The following is a 17224-nucleotide window of genomic DNA, read 5'->3' as shown; positions in this document are numbered from 1 at the left end:
GTGGCCAGGCAGGCTCGCCGAAGGCGATTAAAACAGGTTTAAGCGCTGCCCGGCCGGGCGTGAACGCGTCCGTGGCTTAAAGAAAACTTAAACACGACGGCCGATGCTGCGCCTTCATCCAAACGATCAGGGCGGCAATCCATGACATCACTCTCCATGCAGGCGCGGAAGCCGCGGCCGATGCGCCGCTGGTGGCTGGCGCTCGGGCTCGCGTTGTGCGCACAGCAGGCGGCGGCGCAGAACTACGCCGGCATCGGCGTGGCGATGGTGCCCGAGTACGAAGGCGCCGAGGACGACCGCTTCCTGCCGTTGCCGCTGATCCGCTACGAGACCGAGCACTTCTTCTTCTCGCCGCGTGCCGGGCTGCCGGCGCTGGGAGTGAAGTGGTCGACGGATGCGGACCTGGTCGCCGGACTGTTCCTGAGTGCCGGGATGGGCCGCGACGGCGGCGACGCCGAGATCCTGCGGGGCCTGGAGGACATCGACGACCACGCCGTCTATGGCGCCTTCCTGGCCTGGGAGCCGGGGCGGTTCTCGGCGAGCGTGGCGTACCGGCGCGCGGCCAAGAGCGGTTACGGCGCCACGGTCGACCTGCAGGCCGGGTACCGCGTGCTGCAGCGCGAGCGCGATGTCGTCACGCTTGGCGCGAATGCGGAATGGGCCGACGACGACAGCATGCAGACCTGGTTCGGCATCACGCCGGAAGACGCAGCGCGCAGCGAAGCGGGGCTGCCCGCGTACGCCGCCTCCTCGGGCATCAAGTCGGTCGGCGCATCGGCCAGCTGGCTGCACCGCTTCGCCGGCAGCCGCTGGAGCCTGATCACCGCCGCCGGCGTCAATCGCCTGCAGGGCGACGCCCGCGACAGTCCGGTGGTGGAGCGGGCCACCGCACCGTTCGCCACCGTAGGTCTCGTGCGCATGTTTTGAGATCCGGCTCCGGCACGGCGGTGCAGGCGCGACCCGGGCACGCAGTCCTACGCGCCGTCATCGACGCTTGCGGCCCGTGCGAGCAAGCGGGACGGTCGTCTGTGCAGCGCCGATGCGCATCCCACGGGCTTCGCCCGGCGTGGCGCGGAGCCCGCGGTGCAAGCGGCATGGAGACTCATTTCTTCGCCGGCGTGCCGTTGTCGCCATGCAGCGTCAACAGCGCCTGCAGCAGTTGTTCGTCGGCGCTGGAGCAGATGCCCAGCAACAGCGCCTCGTCGCAGTCGGCGGCGGCGATGTAGGCGTGGCCCATGTTCGAGTCGATGTACACGCCCTCGCCGGCTTCCAGCACGATCGGATCGTAGAACTCGGTGTGCACTTCGACCCGGCCTTCGAGCACGTGGATGTACTCCTCGCCGGAGTGGTGCACCAGTTCGCCGAACTCGTGCAGGCTCTTGGCGCGCACTCGGGTCAGGACCGGGATCATGCGCTTGCGGCGAAGTTCCGGGCATAGATAGAAGTAGTCGTAGTTGTCCGTGGTGACCCGGATTGCGTCGTCGACCCTGGCGATGCTGCGGCGCGCGGTGACCGGTGGCTCGTTGGCAGCGTCGGGTTCGGCGAACAGCTCCGACATGCGGATGTTCAGGCGCTGGCTGATCTGCAGCAGCTTGTCGTAGGTCAGGCTCAGGCGGTCGTGTTCGACCTTGGACAGCGTCGACAGCGGAATGCCGCAGCGCTGGCTCATTTCCTTCAAGGTCCAGCCGTTGCGGGTGCGCAGGCCGCGCAGCAGGCGGCCGATCGTCGGGTGTTGCGAGGGCATTCGCCTGGAACTCCTGTGGAAGCGGATGCGGGCCAATGCCGCCCGTGCCGGAGCATATTCGCGCGATTGCGGCCTCGTCTGCCAGACCGGGGCAGGTTGACAATTCTCCAATTGGGATCAATATCGCATAAACAGGCCTGATCGGGCGGTGTTGGCGTGAGCAGGCCGCACCCGCAGCGTGCCTGTCCGGGGGGAACCAATCAGGAGGCTTGCGATGCGCGTGTCCACGATTCTTTCCTTTGCCGCGGGGATGCTGCTCGCCCTGCCGCTTGCGGCCGCCCCGGAGGCGCAGGCACCAGCCGCGCCGCCGGCGTCGATCGTTCCGCCCGAGCTGGTGCCGGAGACCGGCGAGCCGGATGCGGGGGATGCCGCGACCGTCGCCGACGCCACCGTCCAGGCCGGGCCGGCCAACCTCACCCGTCCGGACCTCGAGGCCTGGCTGGACGGCTACCTGCCCTACGCCCTGCAGACCGGCGACATCGCCGGCGCCGTGGTGGTGGTGGTCAAGGACGGCCAGGTGCTGTTGCAGAAGGGCTACGGCTACGCCGACCTGGAGACGCGCACGCCGGTCGATCCGGAGCAGCACCTGTTCCGCCCGGGCTCGATCTCCAAGCTGTTCACCTGGACCGCGGTGATGCAGCTGGTCGAACAGGGCAAGCTGGACCTCGACGCCGACCTCAACCAGTACATCGACTTCGAGATCCCGGCGCGCGACGGCAAGCCGGCCACGCTGCGCCAGGTCATGACCCACACGGTGGGGTTCGAAGAGCAGATCCGCGGCCTGATCACCAGCAAGGCCGACCAGGTCGTGCCGCTCGAGCAGGCGCTCAAGCGCTGGGTGCCCGAGCGCATCCACGCGCCCGGCACCACGCCGGCCTATTCGAACTACGCCACCGCGCTGGCCGGCTACATCATCGAGCGCGTGTCGGGTGAATCGTTCTACGACTACATCGACAGACATATCCTGGCGCCGCTGGACATGAAGGATTCCAGCTTCCGCCAGCCGCTGCCGGCCGGACTGCTGGCGAACATGTCCGAGGGCTACGCGCGCGCATCCGACGGCAAGCCGCGCGACTACGAGCTCATCAGCCTGGCCCCGGCCGGCAGCCTCGCCGCCACCGGCGCGGACATGGGCAAGTTCATGATCGCGCACCTGCAGGATGGCGCTTTCGGTGACGTGCGCATCCTCGGCGAGGGCACCGCGAAGATGATGCACACCACCGGGCAGACCTCGGTAGGTGCGCTGAACAAGATGATGCTCGGCTTCTACGAGACCTCGCTCAACGGCCACCGCGCGATCTCGCACGGCGGCGACACGCTGTGGTTCCATAGCGACCTGCAGCTGTTCATCGACGACGGCATCGGCATCTACGTCTCGATGAACAGTTCCGGCCGCAATGGCGCGCCCCTGCAGATCCGCGACAACCTGAGCGAAGGCTTCGCCGACCGCTACCTGCCGGGGCCGTCGGGGCCGAAGAGCACCGTTTCCGAAGCCGACGCCAAGCTGCATGCGGAGCAGATCGCCGGCGCCTACGCCAACAGCCGCCGTCCCGACAGCAACTTCATGTCGTTGCTGAACCTGCTCGGTCCGGTCAAGGTGTTCCCGAACGAGGACGGCACCATCAGCGTGTCGATGGCGCTCGATGCCTCCGGCGCACCGAAGAAATGGCGCGAGATCTCGCCGTACCTGTGGCAGGACGTCGCCAGCGGCGACCGTCTCGCCGCCGACGTCGTCGACGGCAAGGTGACGCGTTTCAGCATGGAGCCGTACGCGGCGATCATGGTCTTCCAGCGTCTGCCCTGGTGGAAGTCGCCGGGCCTGCTGCTGCCGCTGCTGGTGCTGAGCCTGCTGGCGCTGGCCGCGACCGTGCTGGCGTGGCCGGTGTCGGCGCTGGTCCGCCGGTACTACGGCGTGCCGTACAGGCTGTCCGGCGAGGATGCGCGCATGCACCGGATCATCCGCATCGCCGCGCTCGCCGTGCTGGTGGTCATGGCCGGCGCGCTCGGCCTGATCGTGGGGATGATGAGCGACCTCGAAAAGCTGAGCGCGGACACTGATGTGGTGTTCAACCTCATGCGCCTGCTCGCGCTGGTGGTGCTGCCGCTCGGCGCACTGGCCGCGCTGTGGAACTGCTGGAAGGTGCTGCGCAGCCAGCGCCGCCTGCTCGCCAAGCTGTGGAGCATCGTGCTGGCGCTGTCCTGCCTGTTCCTGCTGTGGATCGGCATCTCGCATCACCTGCTCGGTTACGGCGCCTACTACTGATCCCTGCTGCCGATCGATGCGGGACCGGCGATCTCCTCGCCGGCCCGCATCCCCAACCTGCGGGGACGCGCGTGAGCCTGCAACTCGAACTGCACAACGAACCGCTGCCGCTGTCGGCGCCGTTCCGCATCTCCGGCTATGTCTTCGACGCCATGCCGGCGACCGTGGCGACCCTGCGCGACGGCGATCATGTCGGCCGTGGCGAAGCCGCCGGCGTGTACTACAACGACGACCGCCCCGAAGGCATGCTTGCCACCCTGGAATCCCTGCGATCGCGCATCGAAGCGGGCATCGATCGCGCAACCGTCAACGCCCTGCTGCCGCCGGGCGGCGCGCGCAACGCGCTCGACTGCGCGCTCTGGGAACTCGATGCCAGGCGCAGCGGCGTGCCGGTGTGGAAGCTGGCTGGACTGGAAGGCGTGCGGCCGCTGCTGACCACCTTCACCGTCGGCGCGGACGATCCACAGGTGATGGCCGAACGCGCCGCTGCCTATGCCGGCGCCCGCGCGCTGAAGCTCAAGCTCACCGGCGAAGCGGAGCTCGATGGCAAGCGCGTGCGCGCGGTGCGCAGGCGCTGCCCGGATGCGTGGATCGGCGTCGATGCCAACCAGGGCTACGACGCCAGCAGTTTGCCGAAGTTGCTGCCGGTGCTGGTGGGGGAAAACATCTCCTTGCTCGAACAGCCGTGCAGGCGCGGCCACGAGGCCGACCTCGACGGCATCGAGCGCGTGCTGCCGTTCGCCGCCGACGAGAGCATCCTCGATCTCGCCGAACTCGAAGCGCGGCACCATCGTTTCGACGTGGTCAACATCAAGCTGGACAAGTGCGGCGGCCTGAGCGAAGGCTTGCGCATCGCGCGGCGCGCGCGCGAACTGGGCAAGCAGGTCATGGTCGGCAACATGGCCGGTTCCAGCCTGGCGATGGCGCCGGCGTTCGTGCTCGGCCAGTTCTGCGACGTGGTCGACCTGGACGGACCGGTGTTCCTGAAGGAAGACCGCAAGCCGGGCGTGGTCTATCGCGACGGCTACCTCGAATGCCCGGGCGAAGTCTGGGGGAGTCCGTGAGCACGGCACCCGCGCAACAAGACTGGTTCGGCCAGCCGCGCGGGCTGACCATCCTGTTCCTGACCCAGATGTGGGAGATATTCTCCTACTATGGGATGCGCGCGCTGCTGGTCTACTACATGACCAAGCAGCTGCTGATGGGCCAGCAGCAGGCGTCGCTGGTGTACGGGCTGTACGCGGCGACGGTGTACTTCACCCCGATCCTCGGCGGCATCGTCTCCGACCGCTGGCTGGGCCGCCGCCGCGCGGTGATCATCGGCGGCACGATCATGGCCGTCGGCCATTTCCTGATGGCCTCCGAAAGCCTGTTCTACCTCGCGCTGGCGTCGATCGCGCTGGGCAACGGCCTGTTCCTGCCCAGCCTGCCGAGCCAGGTCGACGGTCTCTACAAGCGCCGCGATCCGCGCCGCGGTTCGGCGTACAACATCTACTACGTCGGCATCAACGTCGGCGGACTGCTGGCGCCGCTGGTCTGCGGCACGCTGGGCGAGCTGTACGGCTGGCACTACGGCTTCGGCGCCGCCGGCATCGGCATGCTGCTGGGCCTGGTCGTCTACGTGTTCGGCGGCCGCTACCTGCCGGTCGAGGCGCGCAGGCGCGAGGCGGTCGTCGCCACCGACCAGGCGAACGAGACCGGCCTCGCCCTGCGCCTGCGCGTGCTGCTCGCGATCGGCCTGTGCGTGATGCTGTTCCGCGGCGCCTACGAGCAGATCGGCAACACCATCGCGCTGTGGGCCGACAGCGGCATCGATCGCAGCCTCGGCGCGCTGACCATCCCGATGACCTGGTTCCAGGCGCTCAATCCGCTGCTGGTGATCCTGCTGACGCCGGTGCTGGTGGCGCACTGGTCGCGCCAGGCCGGGCGCGGCCGCGAGCCCGGATCGGCGCGGAAGATGGCGCTGGGCGCGGGCGGGGTGGCGCTGGCGTACCTGTTGCTGGCCGCGGTCAGCGCCGGCACGACGGCGGGGCAGGCGAGCTGGGTGTGGCTGGCGCTGTTCTTCCTGGTGCTGACCGTGGGCGAGCTGTTCATCCTGCCGGTCGGCCTGGGGCTGTTCGCGCGGCTGGCGCCCTCGAAGCATCGGGCGACCACGGTGGCGGCTTGGTTCTTCGCCGCGTTCGGCGGAAACCTGCTGGCCGGCCTGCTGGGGATGGCCTGGAGCCGGCTCGGTCCGGCCGCGTTCTTCGCCCTGATGGCGGTGGTGGCCGCCGGTGCCGGCGTGCTGCTGGGCCTGCTGGACCGGTCGGCGCGACGGATCGAGGCGGAAGCGCGGCCCGGGAAAGCGGTCGTGGCCGCGGTGCGGATTTGACAATTCTCTAATCAGGATCATTATTCCTGATAAGAGAAATGAGGGCGTCTCATGACAATCGCTGACCTTCCCAGGCGTCGCCTGCTGCAGGCGATGGCGGCCGGCACGCTGGCGACGGCACTGCCGCCGGCGATCGCCGCCGCCGCATCCGCGACCGGCGCGGCGGTCGACCCGCGCGTCGGCGCGCTGGTCGAGCGGGCCATGGTCATCGACATGCTGGCGCCGCTGAAGATCGATTTCCGGCCCGAGGCCCATGCCGGCCACCTGACCGAGGCGCAAACCGCCGACTTCCGCGCCAGCGGCGTCACCGTGATGCACCACGCGATCGGCTTCCAAGGACCCGAGGCCCACGAGAAGGTGCTGGCCTACCTGGCCGCGTGGAACGGCTTCATCGCCCGCAACAGCGAGGTGTTCTGCCTGGCAGGCAATGCCGCCGACCTCGATCGTGCCAAGGCGCAGGGCCGGATCGCGGTAATCATGGGCGTGCAGAACGCCGACCACTTCCGCACGGCGGAAGACGTCGAGTTCTTCCACCAGCTGGGCCAGCGTTGCGCGCAGCTGACCTACAACAGCCAGAACTACCTCGGCACCGGCGGTACCGAGCGCGTCGACAGCGGCCTGAGCGACTACGGCGTGCAGATCGTCGAGGCGATGAACGCCGCCGGCATGCTGGTCGACGTCTCGCACTGCGGCGACCGCACCACGCTCGACGCGATCGAGGCGTCGTCGAAGCCGATCGCGATCACCCACTCCAACTGCCGCGCACTCAACGACCACCCGCGGCTAAAGACCGACGAGGCGATCCGCAAGCTCGCCGCCAGGGGCGGGGTGATGGGCATCACCGGCGTGCGCAACTTCGTCCGCGACCGCGAGCCGACCACGGTCGAGCACGTCGTCGACCACATCGACCACGTCGCGCGGCTGGTCGGCGTGGAGCACGTGGGCATCGGCTCCGATGCCGACCTGCACGGCTACGACGACATGCCGGCCGACCAGCTGGAAATGCTGCGCGGCCTCTACAAGTCCAGCTACGCCTTCCGCGACAGGCTGGACACCGACGGCTTCGATGCGCCGGACAAGTTCCACAACCTCGTCGCGGCGCTGGTGAAGCGCGGCTATTCGGACGGCGACATCGCGCTGGTCCTGGGCGGCAACTTCCGGCGCCTGCTGGGCGAAATCTGGGGCTGAAAGCCGCCGTGAGGCGGCCACGACATTCTTCGAGGAGGGCAGTCATGAAGCGAGCAGGGGAGATGGGGACGCACGGCCGGACTCCGCAACGCAGGCCGCTGTTCGTGGCGACCGCCGCGGCGCTGGCGTTGCTGGCATCGGCGACGGCGATCGCGCAGGAGTCGCCGCCGGCTGAAGCGGCGGACCGGGCGACCGAGCTGGACGCGGTGGTGGTGACCGCGAACAAGCGCGTGGAGAACGTGCGCGAGGTCGGCGCTTCGATCACCCTGATCGGCGAACGGCAGCTGGAGAACATGGCCGCCAACTCGCTGTCCGACTACGCCGACTACGTGCCCGGGCTGCAGGTGCAGGACAACGGCGTGCCGGGCCTGACCGCGGTCTCGATGCGCGGCATCGCCGCGATCTCGTCCGGCGCCACTGTCGCCAGCTACCTCGACGAAGTGCCGCTCGGCTCCAGCGGCCTGTACCAGGCGGCGAACACGCTGAACCTGGACCTGTTGCCGTACGACATCGAGCGGGTCGAAGTGATTCGCGGACCGCAGGGCACGCTGTACGGCGCCGGCGCGATCGGCGGCCTGCTCAAGTACGTGAGCCGGGAGCCCGACCCGACCGCCAGCGAGTTCCGCATCGGTGGCGGCGGCTCGTCGGTGAAGAAGGGCGGCACCGGCTGGAACGGCCGCTTCGGCGCCAACCTGCCGCTGGTCGACGATCGCATGGCGGTGCGCGTGGGTTATGCCTACAACGACCTGCCCGGCTACACCGACAGCCAGCATGATGGCCGCAAGGACATCAACAGCGGCACCCAGTCCAGTGGACGCATCGCGCTTGGATGGAGCGGGGATGCCTTCAACCTGCGCCTGTCGGCGATGCGACAGGAACTCGACTTCGATGACCGCGCCAGCGTCGCCCTCGACCCGGCCACCGGGCGGCAGATGTTCGGCGAGGTCGTCGACCAGCTGTGGGCACCCCGGCCCTTCAACAAGGACATCGACCTCTATGCGTTGACCCTGGACTGGGACCTGGGCTGGGCCGACTTCGTTTCCGCGACCGGCTGGTCGGACACGAAGACGGTGGACCAGATCGACACCACCCTCCAGTTCGGCGAAATCACCAACCTGCTGCTCGGCCTGCCCGAGCCGGGCAGCAGCTTCGCACGCTACAGCCTGGACCTGGAGAAGTTCACCCAGGAGTTCCGCCTCGGCTCGAAGAGCGGCGGCCGGTTCGAGTGGATGCTCGGCGCGTTCTACACGAAGGAAGACGGCGTGCAGGGCCAGCACGTCTGGCTGGGCCAGCGCGACGGTTCGCCGTTGCCGGCGCCATTGGATGCAATGTTCGGTACCGCGGCCCTGCTGGCGCTGCCCAGCAGCTACAAGGAAACGGCACTGTTCGCCAACGGCTCATGGCGCGTCACCGACCGTTTCAAGATCGATGCCGGCGTGCGCCAGGCGCGCAACGACCAGACCTTCAGCCAGGACGTGAGCGAGGGCTTCCTGATCGAGCTGGGCAGTTCGCCGGGTTCGTCCAGCGAGGACGTGTTCACCTGGAGCCTGAGTCCGCAGTTCAAGCTCGGCGAGGACACCATGCTGTATGCGCGCGCCGCCACCGGCTACCAGCCCGGCGGCCCTAACGTCGCACTGCCCGGCATGCCGCCGAGCGTGGACTCGTCGATGCTGGCCAGCTACGAGCTGGGCCTGAAGTCGCAGTTCGCCGACCGCCGCGTGCAGCTCGACCTGGCCGCGTTCCGCATCGACTGGGACGACATCCAGGTGGGCGTGCAGTTCGAAGGCGTCGGCGGCCTGGTCAACGGCGGCGAGGCGAGCAGCGAAGGCCTGGAGCTGTCGGCGCTGTTCCGCGCGACCGACAAGCTGCAGTTCGGACTCAACGGGGCGTACACCAAGGCCAGGGTGAAGAACGACTTCGAGTCGACGGTGATCCCGCAGGATGGCTTCGACGTGATCCTCAACACCGGCCTGGCCGGCGACCGCATGCCGTACGTGCCGAAGCTGGCATGGTCGGCGACCGCGGAGTACTACTTCGATCTGGCCGGGAGCTGGAACGGTAGCGTCGGCGGCGCATTCCGCCACGTCGGCGACCGCGTCTCCGGCACCAGCAACCGCCAGCAGGTCGTCCTGGCCGACGGAACCGTGCTGCAGGATGACATCACTCCGCCGCTGGACGTGGGCAGCTACGACGCGCTCGACCTGTACGCGCGCATCGGCAACGGCAGCTGGTCGATCCGCACCTACGTCAACAACGTGACCGACGAGCGCGGCTGGTCGTCGATGGGCCGGGCCGAAAGCGCCCTGACTGGCGAGGTCGTGCAACTGCGCGCGGTGCCGATCCAGCCGCGCACCTGGGGCGTGGAGTTCGACTACCGGTTCTGAAATCAAGGGAGACGCCGCTGCTGCCGGAGGTCGGTGGTGGCAGCGGCGCCATTTTTGCGTCATGCCTGCAAGTTGACCGGACCCGCCGATGCCGCAACCCGCACGCTCCATCCAGGCCGCGCCAGGCGCGATCGACCCGCTGCCGCAGCCATACCTGCTGTTCCTCGGCGACATCGCCGAGCCGGCCTATGCCAAGACCGCGTTCGGCCTGCGTGACTGGGCCGGCGAGCGCTGCGTCGGCGAATACGCCTGCGTCGGCGCGAAGGTCAGCACCGGATTGCGCTTCATGCCCCCGGAACAGGCGTTTGCCGAGGGTGCGCGTTCGATGGTGATCGGCGTGGCCAATCCCGGCGGCCGCATCCCTCCGGCCTGGCTGCCGTCGCTGCTGCAGGGGCTGGAGGCCGGGCTCGACCTGATCGGCGGCATGCACGCGCGACTGGAGGCGATCGATTCGCTGCGCCGCGTCGCCGACCGGCTGGGGCGGCGGTTGATCGATGTGCGCCACCCGCCGCCGGGGATTCCGGTCGCCCACGGCCGCAAGCGCAGCGGCATGCGCCTGCTCACCGTCGGTACCGACTGCGCGGTGGGCAAGAAATACACCGCGTTGGCGCTGGTCCGCGAATGGCGCGGGCTCGGGGTGGACGCGGACTTCCGCGCCACCGGCCAGACCGGCATCCTGATCGCCGGGCAAGGCATTCCCCTGGACGCGGTGGTCGCCGATTTCGCCGCCGGCGCGGCGGAGATGCTGTCACCCGACGCCGGGGCGGACCATTGGGACGTCATCGAAGGCCAGGGATCGCTGTTCCATCCTGCCTATGCCGGGGTGTCGCTGGCGCTGTTGCATGGCAGCCAGCCCGACGTGGTCGTGGTCTGCCACGAAGTCGGGCGCGACATCGTGCTAGGCCATCCCGGCTATCCGCTGCCCGGCATCGAGGACACCGTCGAACTGACCCTGCGCCTTGGGCGCCGCACCAATCCGCAGATCCGCTGCGCCGGCGTGAGCCTGAACACCGCGAAGCTGGACGCCGCGCAGGCCGAACGGCTGATCGCCGCCGAGAGCGAGCGCCTGGGTTGCCCGGTCGCCGATCCGATGCGCGGCGGCGAGGCGTTCCGGCGACTGGCGCAGGCATGCCTGCGGTGAGAACGATGGCGGCGCCGATGAGCGTCGGGCCGACGTGGTTCCAGCGCTACCTGCTGCCGGGCCTGGCGTTCAAGGGCTTCGTGATCGGCGGCGGCTACGCCACCGGGCGCGAGCTGGCCGAATACTTCCTGCCCAGCGGGCCGCAGGGCGGGTTGCTCGGGCTGGGCCTGGCGATGCTCGTGTGGAGCACGGTGTGCGCGTTGACCTTCGTCTTCGCCCGGGCCACGCACAGCTACGACTACCGCGCCTTCTTTGGTCAGCTGGTCGGACGCGGCTGGATCGCGTTCGAGGCCGCGTACATCGTCTTCATGGTGCTGATCCTGGCCGTGTTCGGGGCCGCCGCGGGCGCGATCGTGGCCGCCGCGACCGGCTGGCCGCCGATCGTCGGGACGCTGGCGCTGATGCTGGCGATCGGCGTGGTGGTCGCCTTGGGCAACCGCTCGGTGGAGCGACTGTTCGGCTGGGCCTCGCTGTTGCTGTACGCGGTGTACTTCCTGTTCGTGGTGTTCGCATGGTCGGCCTTCGGCGACCGCATCGTCGCCGGCCTGTCGACGCCGCGGCCGACGGCGGGCTGGCTCACCGCCGATTGGATCCGGGGCGGGCTGACCTATGCCTGCTACAACATCGTCGGCGCGGTCGCGATCCTGCCGGTTGCGCGGCATTTCACCGGCCGCCGCGATGCCGCCGTCGCCGGGCTGCTGGCCGGGCCGGTCGCGATCCTGCCGGCGATCGCGTTCTTCGCCTGCATGGCCGCCTGGCTGCCGGGCATCGCCGCTGAAGCGTTGCCGGCCGATTTCCTGCTGCAGCAGATGCAGCGCCCGCTGTTCCACCTGCTGTTCCAGGCGATGATCTTCTCGGCGCTGCTGGAAAGCGGCGTCGGCGCGGTGCACGCGATCAATGAGCGCGTCGCCGGCGCCTGGCGCGGGCGCGGCTCGGGCGAACTGCCGCGGGGGGCGCGGCTGGCCATCGCCGCCGTGCTGCTGGTCGGTTCGATCTTCGTCGCCGGCCGTTTCGGGCTGGTCGCGCTGATCGCCCACGGCTACCGGGCGCTGGCCTGGATGATCCTGTTCGTCTTCGTGCTGCCGCTGCTGACCGTCGGCGTGTGGCGGCTGTTTGCAAAGGCAAAACCTTCATTGGCCACGGATTTACACGGATCAGCGCAGATAAGGCGAAAGCAGACTATGCGGGAATGACGCAGGTTGATGATTTGCCTTGTGCCCTATCCGCGTTCATCCGTGTAAATCCGCGGCAAAAAATGCTTCCCGAACGAGGTACCGAACATGTACAGGTCCAGATTCCCAACCGGGGCCGCGTTGTTCGCGGCGTCACTGTTCGCAATCGCCGCTGCCTTCGCCGCCCCGCCTGAAGGGTTCGATGCGCGCGTGCGGGAAGCGATGCAGGCCCATGGCGTGCCGGGCATGGCGGCGGCCATCGTCGAGGACGGCGAGGTCGTGCTGACCCGCGGCTACGGCGTGCGCCGCCTGGACGCACCGGACCCGGTGGATGCGGACACGATCTTTCCGACCGGCTCCACCGGCAAGGCGGTTACCGCCGCGGCGCTGGCGATCCTGGTCGACGAGGGCAAGCTCGGCTGGGACGACAGGGTCATCGACCACCTGCCGGATTTCCGCATGCATGACGCGTGGGTGACCCGCGAGATGACCGTGCGCGACCTGCTGGTGCATCGCAGCGGCCTGGGCCTGGGCGCCGGCGACCTGCTGTTCGTGCCGCGCACCTCGCGCAGCCGTGCCGAAGTGGTGCACGCGTTGCGCCACATCGTGCCGGCGACCAGTTTCCGCAGCGGCTATGCCTACGACAACATCCTTTACGTGGTCGCCGGCGAGCTGGTCGCCGCGGTCAGCGGAACGAGCTGGGAGGACTTCATCCGCGAGCGCGTGTTCGCGCCGGCCGGGATGGCGAGTTCGGTCAGCGACGAGGACGACCGCTTCGCCAATCCCAACCGCGCCCATCCGCATGCGCGCATCGACGGCCGCATGCGTGGCCTCGGCGCCCAGGAAGTGCTGCCCGAGCGCGAGGGCCTGGGCCAGGTCGCGGCGCCGGCCGGCGGGTTGTCCTCGAGCGCGAACGACCTCGCGCGCTGGCTGCAGATCCAGCTCGCCCAGGGCGCGCTGCCCGGCGCCGGCGATGCGCGCCTGTACAGCGAAGCCAATGCGCGCGAGATGTGGACGCCGCAGGTGCTGACCCCGGTGCGTACGTTCCCGCCGCCGATCGACGAGATCACGCCGCAGTTCTCGACCTATGCGCTGGGCTGGAGCGTGCAGGACTACCGTGGGGTCAAGCTCGTGCAGCACGGCGGCGCGGTGTTCGGCGTGCTGACCATGGTGGTGCTGGTACCCGACCACGACATCGGCTTCTCGCTGCAGATCAACTCCGAGGAGGTGGTGGTGGTGCGCGGGCTGATGTACGAGCTGCTCGACCATTATCTCGACGCACCGGAGAAGGACTGGGTCGCCGCCTTCGACGAATGGAACCGGGCGCGCTTCGAAGCCGGCCTGGCCGCGCTGGACGCGGCGGGCGGGGGCGGGCGCAAGACCGGCAGGCCGTCGCTGTCGCTTTCCGGCTATGCCGGCGCCTACGCCGACCCGTGGTACGGCCCGATCGCGATCAGCGAGGAGGGCAAGGGGCTGCGCATCGATTTCAGCCGGAGCCCGGGCATGGTCGGCACGCTGACGCACCACCAGTACGACACCTTCCGGGCCGACTGGGACGATCGCGCCATCGAGCCGGCCTACGTGACCTTCGCGCTGGACGCCGACGGCGAGGTCGATCGCATCACGATGAAGGCGGTGTCGCCGCTGGCGGACTTCAGCTACGACTACCAGGACCTGCTGTTCACGCCGGCGGAGGGTCCGTAGGACGCCGCTACGGCGCCGGCGCGGCCGCGCCGGGAAACTCCAGTTGCCGCCAGGCTTCGAAGACGACCACGGCAACGCAGTTGGAGAGGTTCAGGCTGCGGTTGTCCGGCCGCATCGGCAGGCGCAGCCGCTGCTCGGCGGGCACCGACGCCAGCACCTCGGCGGGCAGGCCGCGGGTTTCCGGGCCGAACAGGAAGGCATCGCCCGCGGCGTAGCGCACGGTGTCGTAGCGCCGGCTGCTGCGGGTGCTGAGCGCGAACAGCCGCGACGGCCGGACCGCGGCCAGCGCGGCCGCGAGCGAGTCGTGCACCTGCAGCCGCGCGTATTCGTGATAGTCGAGCCCGGCCCGGCGCAGGTTGCGGTCGTCCAGGTCGAAGCCCAGCGGTGCGACCAGGTGCAGGCGCGCGCCGGTGTTGGCGCACAGGCGGATGACGTTGCCGGTGTTGGGCGGGATCTCGGGCTGGTAGAGGATGACGTCGAACATCGGCTGATTATGGAATGGCGCGGCGGCCCGCAGGACGTGCCCGCCCGCGGCGCGGATCAGCCCAGAACCAGCGTCTCGCCGTCGGCGGGGATCCGCAGCCGGCGGCGCAGCGCCGGCAGGCTGCGGAAGTGCTGCGCCAGCTGCACGCGGGAGACAGTTGCGTGGTCGACGCAGTCCATGTGGGTGGCGACGACCGTGGCCCACGGCGCATGCCGCAGCAGCGCCTCGACGTGGTGTGCGTCCATCACCAGTGGGCCAACGCCCTTCCAGGCGGCGCCGCAGGCGTGGACGACGATGTAGTTGGGCCGATGGCGGCCGATTGCAGCGCGCACCTCGGGGCACCAGATCGAATCACCGACCCAGTAGAGCGTCGGCGCATCCGGACAGGTCGCAATGAAGCCGTGCACCGCGCCCATCTCGGCCAGCACTTCGTCCGGGCCGTGGCGGCCGCCGGTCAGTTCCAGCGCGGTACCGGACCAGTGCAACCCGCCGTCGATGACGGTGACATGAGCGAAACCGCTGGCGCGGATACCATCGGCGATTGGCGCGGCGCACAGCACCGGCAGCTCGCGCGGCAACAGGCGCTTGGCCGCCTCGTCGAAATGGTCCGAGTGCAGGTGCGAGACGAACACCGCGTCCACGTCGTTGAGAATGTCGGCGACCGGCATCGGCAGCGGTGCCAGCGGGCTGCGCAGGCGACCGCCGTAAGTTTTGCCCTCATGCTGCGCGACCAAGTATGGATCGACCAGCAGGGTACAGCCGCCGAAGCGCAGCTTCAGCGTGGCGTTGCGGATCAGATGCAGTGCGATCTGCGTCATGTGCGCTAGCGCCAACGCCTGGCGTGCAATGCCTCGATTGTGGCGTCGACGTAGTTCGGTCCCACGGCGACGGCCTTGCCGCCGGCGAGCACCAGCGACAGCGCGCGCGGGCCGCGCCGGCGCAGGCTGTCGATCCGCGACAGGTTGACGATGGTCGAACGGTGCACACGCAGGAACAGCGCCGGATCGAGCCGCAACTCGAGCGCGGCCATGGTGTCCTTCAGCAGGTACGAGCGGTCACCGACATGCAGCGATACATAGTCGCCCTCCGCGGCGATCAGGTCGACGGTATCGAGCTGGACGCGGACTAGCCCGCCTTGGGTGCGGACCCAGACCTCGCGCGCGTGCGCCGTGTCCGCGCTGCGTTCGGTGGCGGACGCCTGCAGCGAGGCGATCAGCTTCTGCAGTTCGGCGAAGCGGGCATCCGCCGTGCGCGCCCTTAGCCGCGCGCGGGCGCGATCGATCGCCTCGCGGAAGCGGTCGAAGGCGACCGGTTTGAGTAGATAGTCGACGGCATGGAACTCAAAGGCGCGTACCGCGTGTTCATGGAAGGCGGTGACGAAGATGATCTCGGGAACGAAGTCCTCAGCGCGGATCGCCTCGATCACCGCAAACCCGTCCTTGCCCGGCATCTGGATGTCCAGCACCGCTATCTCGGGCCTGAGTTCGCGCAGCAGTTCCAGCGCCTGCCTGCCGTTGCGGGCCGACGCCACCAGTTCCGCATCCGGGATGCAGGCGACGGCGACCTCCAGGCGCTCCAGCGCCACCGGTTCGTCATCGGCAAGCAGGATGCGGATCATCCGGACGCTTCCTGCCACGGAATGCGCACGAGGTTGCGCCAGCCGTGCGCGGTCGGCCCGGCATGGAACTGCGCGGTATCGCCGAACAGCGCAGTCAACTGCTGGCGAATGTTGGACAGGCCGATGCCCAGGCCCTTGCCGCCGTTCGCCGGCGTCGCTGCGCCGTCGTCCTCCAGCCACAGCACCAGGGTGCCGTCCTCGCGCCTGGCGCCGATCCGGATCTCGATGCCGTCCTCGGCGCTGTTCAGCGCGTACTTCATCGAGTTCTCTGCCAGCGGCAGCAGGATCAGGCTGGGGACGAGCGCGCATTCGCATCCGGGCTCGATCTCGTAGCGGACCTCCAGGCGATCGCGGAAGCGGGCGATCTCGATGTCCAGGTACATGCGCAGCATCTCGATCTCGTCGGCCAGCGCGACGAACTGCGAAGGTGTTCGTGTCAGCGTGTGGCGCAGGAACCGCGACAGGTTCAGCACGATCCGCTCCGACTCTTCCTTGCGGTCGAGCACGACCAGCCCGGCCAGGGTGTTGAGCGTGTTGAACAGGAAGTGCGGATTGATCTGCAGCCGCAGCGCCAGCAGCTGTGCCTGTTGCGCGGCACCGTGCGCAGCGGCGAGCTGCACGTCGCGGCGGCGCACTTCCAGGATCGTGGCTGCGCCGACGTACAGGGCGCACCAGGTGAACAGCATCCACTGATAGCCGAGGTAGGTGGGCACCAGTTCGCTTGGGTGCATCCATTGCTCGGGATTGACCTGGTAGTAGGGCGACAGCAGCAGGAATACGTACTCGCCGACCGCCGTCAGCAGCACGCTGGCGGGAACGCTCAGAGCCAGGGCCTTCAACAGCAGGGGCCACGGTTGCCGGCCGCCCCACCGCCGCAGTGCTGCGTACATGCCCAGACAGATCGACGCCCCGATCGCACTCGCGATCGCGCGCGCCGCCAGCGTGTACAGGTCGCTGGAGTGATCGGGCGTGAGATAGAACAGCGAGCTGCGTAGCAGATAGTGGCCGCCCCACACGCACAGCGTCAGCACCAGGACGCTCTTGTCCAGCGTGTCAGGGCGCGACGGCCGCGCAGCGTCCAGCACGGGAGCGGGCATGTGCAGATCGGGTGGCGGTGAAACGGGATTCAAGGGTAGCCCAAAGCAGCCCGGGCGC

General features: G+C 68.9%; 14 protein-coding genes. 9 read left to right on the top strand and 5 right to left on the bottom strand.

All coding sequences use genetic code 11. From position 1 onward, the window contains the following. Positions 1-141: 141 nt before the first annotated feature. Positions 142-927 (top strand): MipA/OmpV family protein, encoded by a 786-nt coding sequence (locus tag AB5T46_RS14030; RefSeq protein ID WP_370564635.1) that lies wholly within the window; start codon positions 142-144, stop codon positions 925-927. A 175-nt stretch (positions 928-1102) separates the two neighbouring features. Here the strand turns inward: AB5T46_RS14030 and AB5T46_RS14025 are convergent, their stop codons facing one another. Next, complete coding sequence (locus AB5T46_RS14025) at positions 1103-1744, bottom strand: helix-turn-helix domain-containing protein (RefSeq protein ID WP_370564634.1); 642 nt, start codon at positions 1742-1744, stop codon at positions 1103-1105. Between the two features lie 214 nt (positions 1745-1958). Here AB5T46_RS14025 and AB5T46_RS14020 point away from each other — a divergent pair, with 214 nt between their 5' ends. From AB5T46_RS14020 to AB5T46_RS13985, 8 genes are all read left to right on the top strand, one after another. Then, complete coding sequence (locus AB5T46_RS14020) at positions 1959-4007, top strand: serine hydrolase domain-containing protein (RefSeq protein ID WP_370564633.1); 2049 nt, start codon at positions 1959-1961, stop codon at positions 4005-4007. Between the two features lie 71 nt (positions 4008-4078). Next, complete coding sequence (locus AB5T46_RS14015) at positions 4079-5071, top strand: dipeptide epimerase (protein WP_370564632.1); 993 nt, start codon at positions 4079-4081, stop codon at positions 5069-5071. Next, the gene (locus AB5T46_RS14010) at positions 5068-6378 is read left to right on the top strand and encodes a peptide MFS transporter (protein WP_370564631.1); all 1311 of its coding nucleotides are present in this window, start codon (positions 5068-5070) and stop codon (positions 6376-6378) included. Before AB5T46_RS14015 ends, AB5T46_RS14010 begins: the two co-directional genes overlap by 4 nt. A gap of 51 nt (positions 6379-6429) precedes the next feature. Further along, positions 6430-7566 carry a dipeptidase gene (locus AB5T46_RS14005; RefSeq protein WP_370564630.1) on the top strand — a complete coding sequence of 379 codons (1137 nt, stop codon included), beginning with the start codon at positions 6430-6432 and terminating at the stop codon, positions 7564-7566. A gap of 44 nt (positions 7567-7610) precedes the next feature. Further along, positions 7611-9950 (top strand): TonB-dependent receptor, encoded by a 2340-nt coding sequence (locus AB5T46_RS14000; RefSeq protein ID WP_370564629.1) that lies wholly within the window; start codon positions 7611-7613, stop codon positions 9948-9950. Positions 9951-10038: 88 nt separating this feature from the next. Beyond that, positions 10039-11091 carry a DUF1611 domain-containing protein gene (locus AB5T46_RS13995; RefSeq protein ID WP_370564628.1) on the top strand — a complete coding sequence of 351 codons (1053 nt, stop codon included), beginning with the start codon at positions 10039-10041 and terminating at the stop codon, positions 11089-11091. Next, entirely contained in the window at positions 11079-12284 is a 1206-nt protein-coding gene (locus tag AB5T46_RS13990; protein WP_370564627.1) for a YkvI family membrane protein, read from the top strand. The genes AB5T46_RS13995 and AB5T46_RS13990 overlap by 13 nt, the downstream gene beginning before the upstream one ends. Positions 12285-12371: 87 nt before the next feature. Then, a complete protein-coding gene (locus tag AB5T46_RS13985; protein WP_370564626.1) occupies positions 12372-13967 on the top strand; it encodes a serine hydrolase in 1596 nt (531 codons plus the stop codon). 7 nt (positions 13968-13974) lie between these two features. Here the strand turns inward: AB5T46_RS13985 and AB5T46_RS13980 are convergent, their stop codons facing one another. The 4 genes from AB5T46_RS13980 to AB5T46_RS13965 are packed head-to-tail and all read right to left on the bottom strand — an operon-like array spanning position 13975 to position 17166. Further along, a complete protein-coding gene (locus AB5T46_RS13980; RefSeq protein ID WP_370564624.1) occupies positions 13975-14451 on the bottom strand; it encodes a tRNA (cytidine(34)-2'-O)-methyltransferase in 477 nt (158 codons plus the stop codon). Positions 14452-14507: 56 nt separating this feature from the next. Then, positions 14508-15269, bottom strand: coding sequence for an MBL fold metallo-hydrolase (locus AB5T46_RS13975; RefSeq protein ID WP_370564623.1), 762 nt, complete (start codon positions 15267-15269; stop codon positions 14508-14510). Positions 15270-15274: 5 nt separating this feature from the next. Further along, positions 15275-16069 (bottom strand): LytR/AlgR family response regulator transcription factor, encoded by a 795-nt coding sequence (locus AB5T46_RS13970; protein WP_370564622.1) that lies wholly within the window; start codon positions 16067-16069, stop codon positions 15275-15277. Further along, a complete protein-coding gene (locus tag AB5T46_RS13965) occupies positions 16066-17166 on the bottom strand; it encodes a sensor histidine kinase (RefSeq protein ID WP_370564621.1) in 1101 nt (366 codons plus the stop codon). The genes AB5T46_RS13970 and AB5T46_RS13965 overlap by 4 nt, the downstream gene beginning before the upstream one ends. Positions 17167-17224 lie beyond the last annotated feature (58 nt).

Origin of the sequence: Luteimonas salinilitoris (assembly GCF_041300785.1) — a bacterium.
GTDB classification, from domain to species: domain Bacteria; phylum Pseudomonadota; class Gammaproteobacteria; order Xanthomonadales; family Xanthomonadaceae; genus Luteimonas; species Luteimonas salinilitoris.
Note: the sequence above shows the minus strand (reverse complement) of the source record. Positions and strands in the feature narration are given on the sequence as shown.

Coding starts and splice junctions, on each gene's coding strand:
- AB5T46_RS14020 (WP_370564633.1), top strand. CDS start 1,959: ATGCGCGTGTCCACGATTCTTTCCTTTGCCGCGGGGATGCTGCTCGCC.
- AB5T46_RS13975 (WP_370564623.1), bottom strand. CDS start 15,269: ATGACGCAGATCGCACTGCATCTGATCCGCAACGCCACGCTGAAGCTG.
- AB5T46_RS14030 (WP_370564635.1), top strand. CDS start 142: ATGACATCACTCTCCATGCAGGCGCGGAAGCCGCGGCCGATGCGCCGC.
- AB5T46_RS14000 (WP_370564629.1), top strand. CDS start 7,611: ATGAAGCGAGCAGGGGAGATGGGGACGCACGGCCGGACTCCGCAACGC.
- AB5T46_RS13995 (WP_370564628.1), top strand. CDS start 10,039: ATGCCGCAACCCGCACGCTCCATCCAGGCCGCGCCAGGCGCGATCGAC.
- AB5T46_RS14005 (WP_370564630.1), top strand. CDS start 6,430: ATGACAATCGCTGACCTTCCCAGGCGTCGCCTGCTGCAGGCGATGGCG.
- AB5T46_RS13985 (WP_370564626.1), top strand. CDS start 12,372: ATGTACAGGTCCAGATTCCCAACCGGGGCCGCGTTGTTCGCGGCGTCA.
- AB5T46_RS14025 (WP_370564634.1), bottom strand. CDS start 1,744: ATGCCCTCGCAACACCCGACGATCGGCCGCCTGCTGCGCGGCCTGCGC.
- AB5T46_RS13970 (WP_370564622.1), bottom strand. CDS start 16,069: ATGATCCGCATCCTGCTTGCCGATGACGAACCGGTGGCGCTGGAGCGC.
- AB5T46_RS13980 (WP_370564624.1), bottom strand. CDS start 14,451: ATGTTCGACGTCATCCTCTACCAGCCCGAGATCCCGCCCAACACCGGC.
- AB5T46_RS13965 (WP_370564621.1), bottom strand. CDS start 17,166: ATGCCCGCTCCCGTGCTGGACGCTGCGCGGCCGTCGCGCCCTGACACG.
- AB5T46_RS13990 (WP_370564627.1), top strand. CDS start 11,079: ATGCCTGCGGTGAGAACGATGGCGGCGCCGATGAGCGTCGGGCCGACG.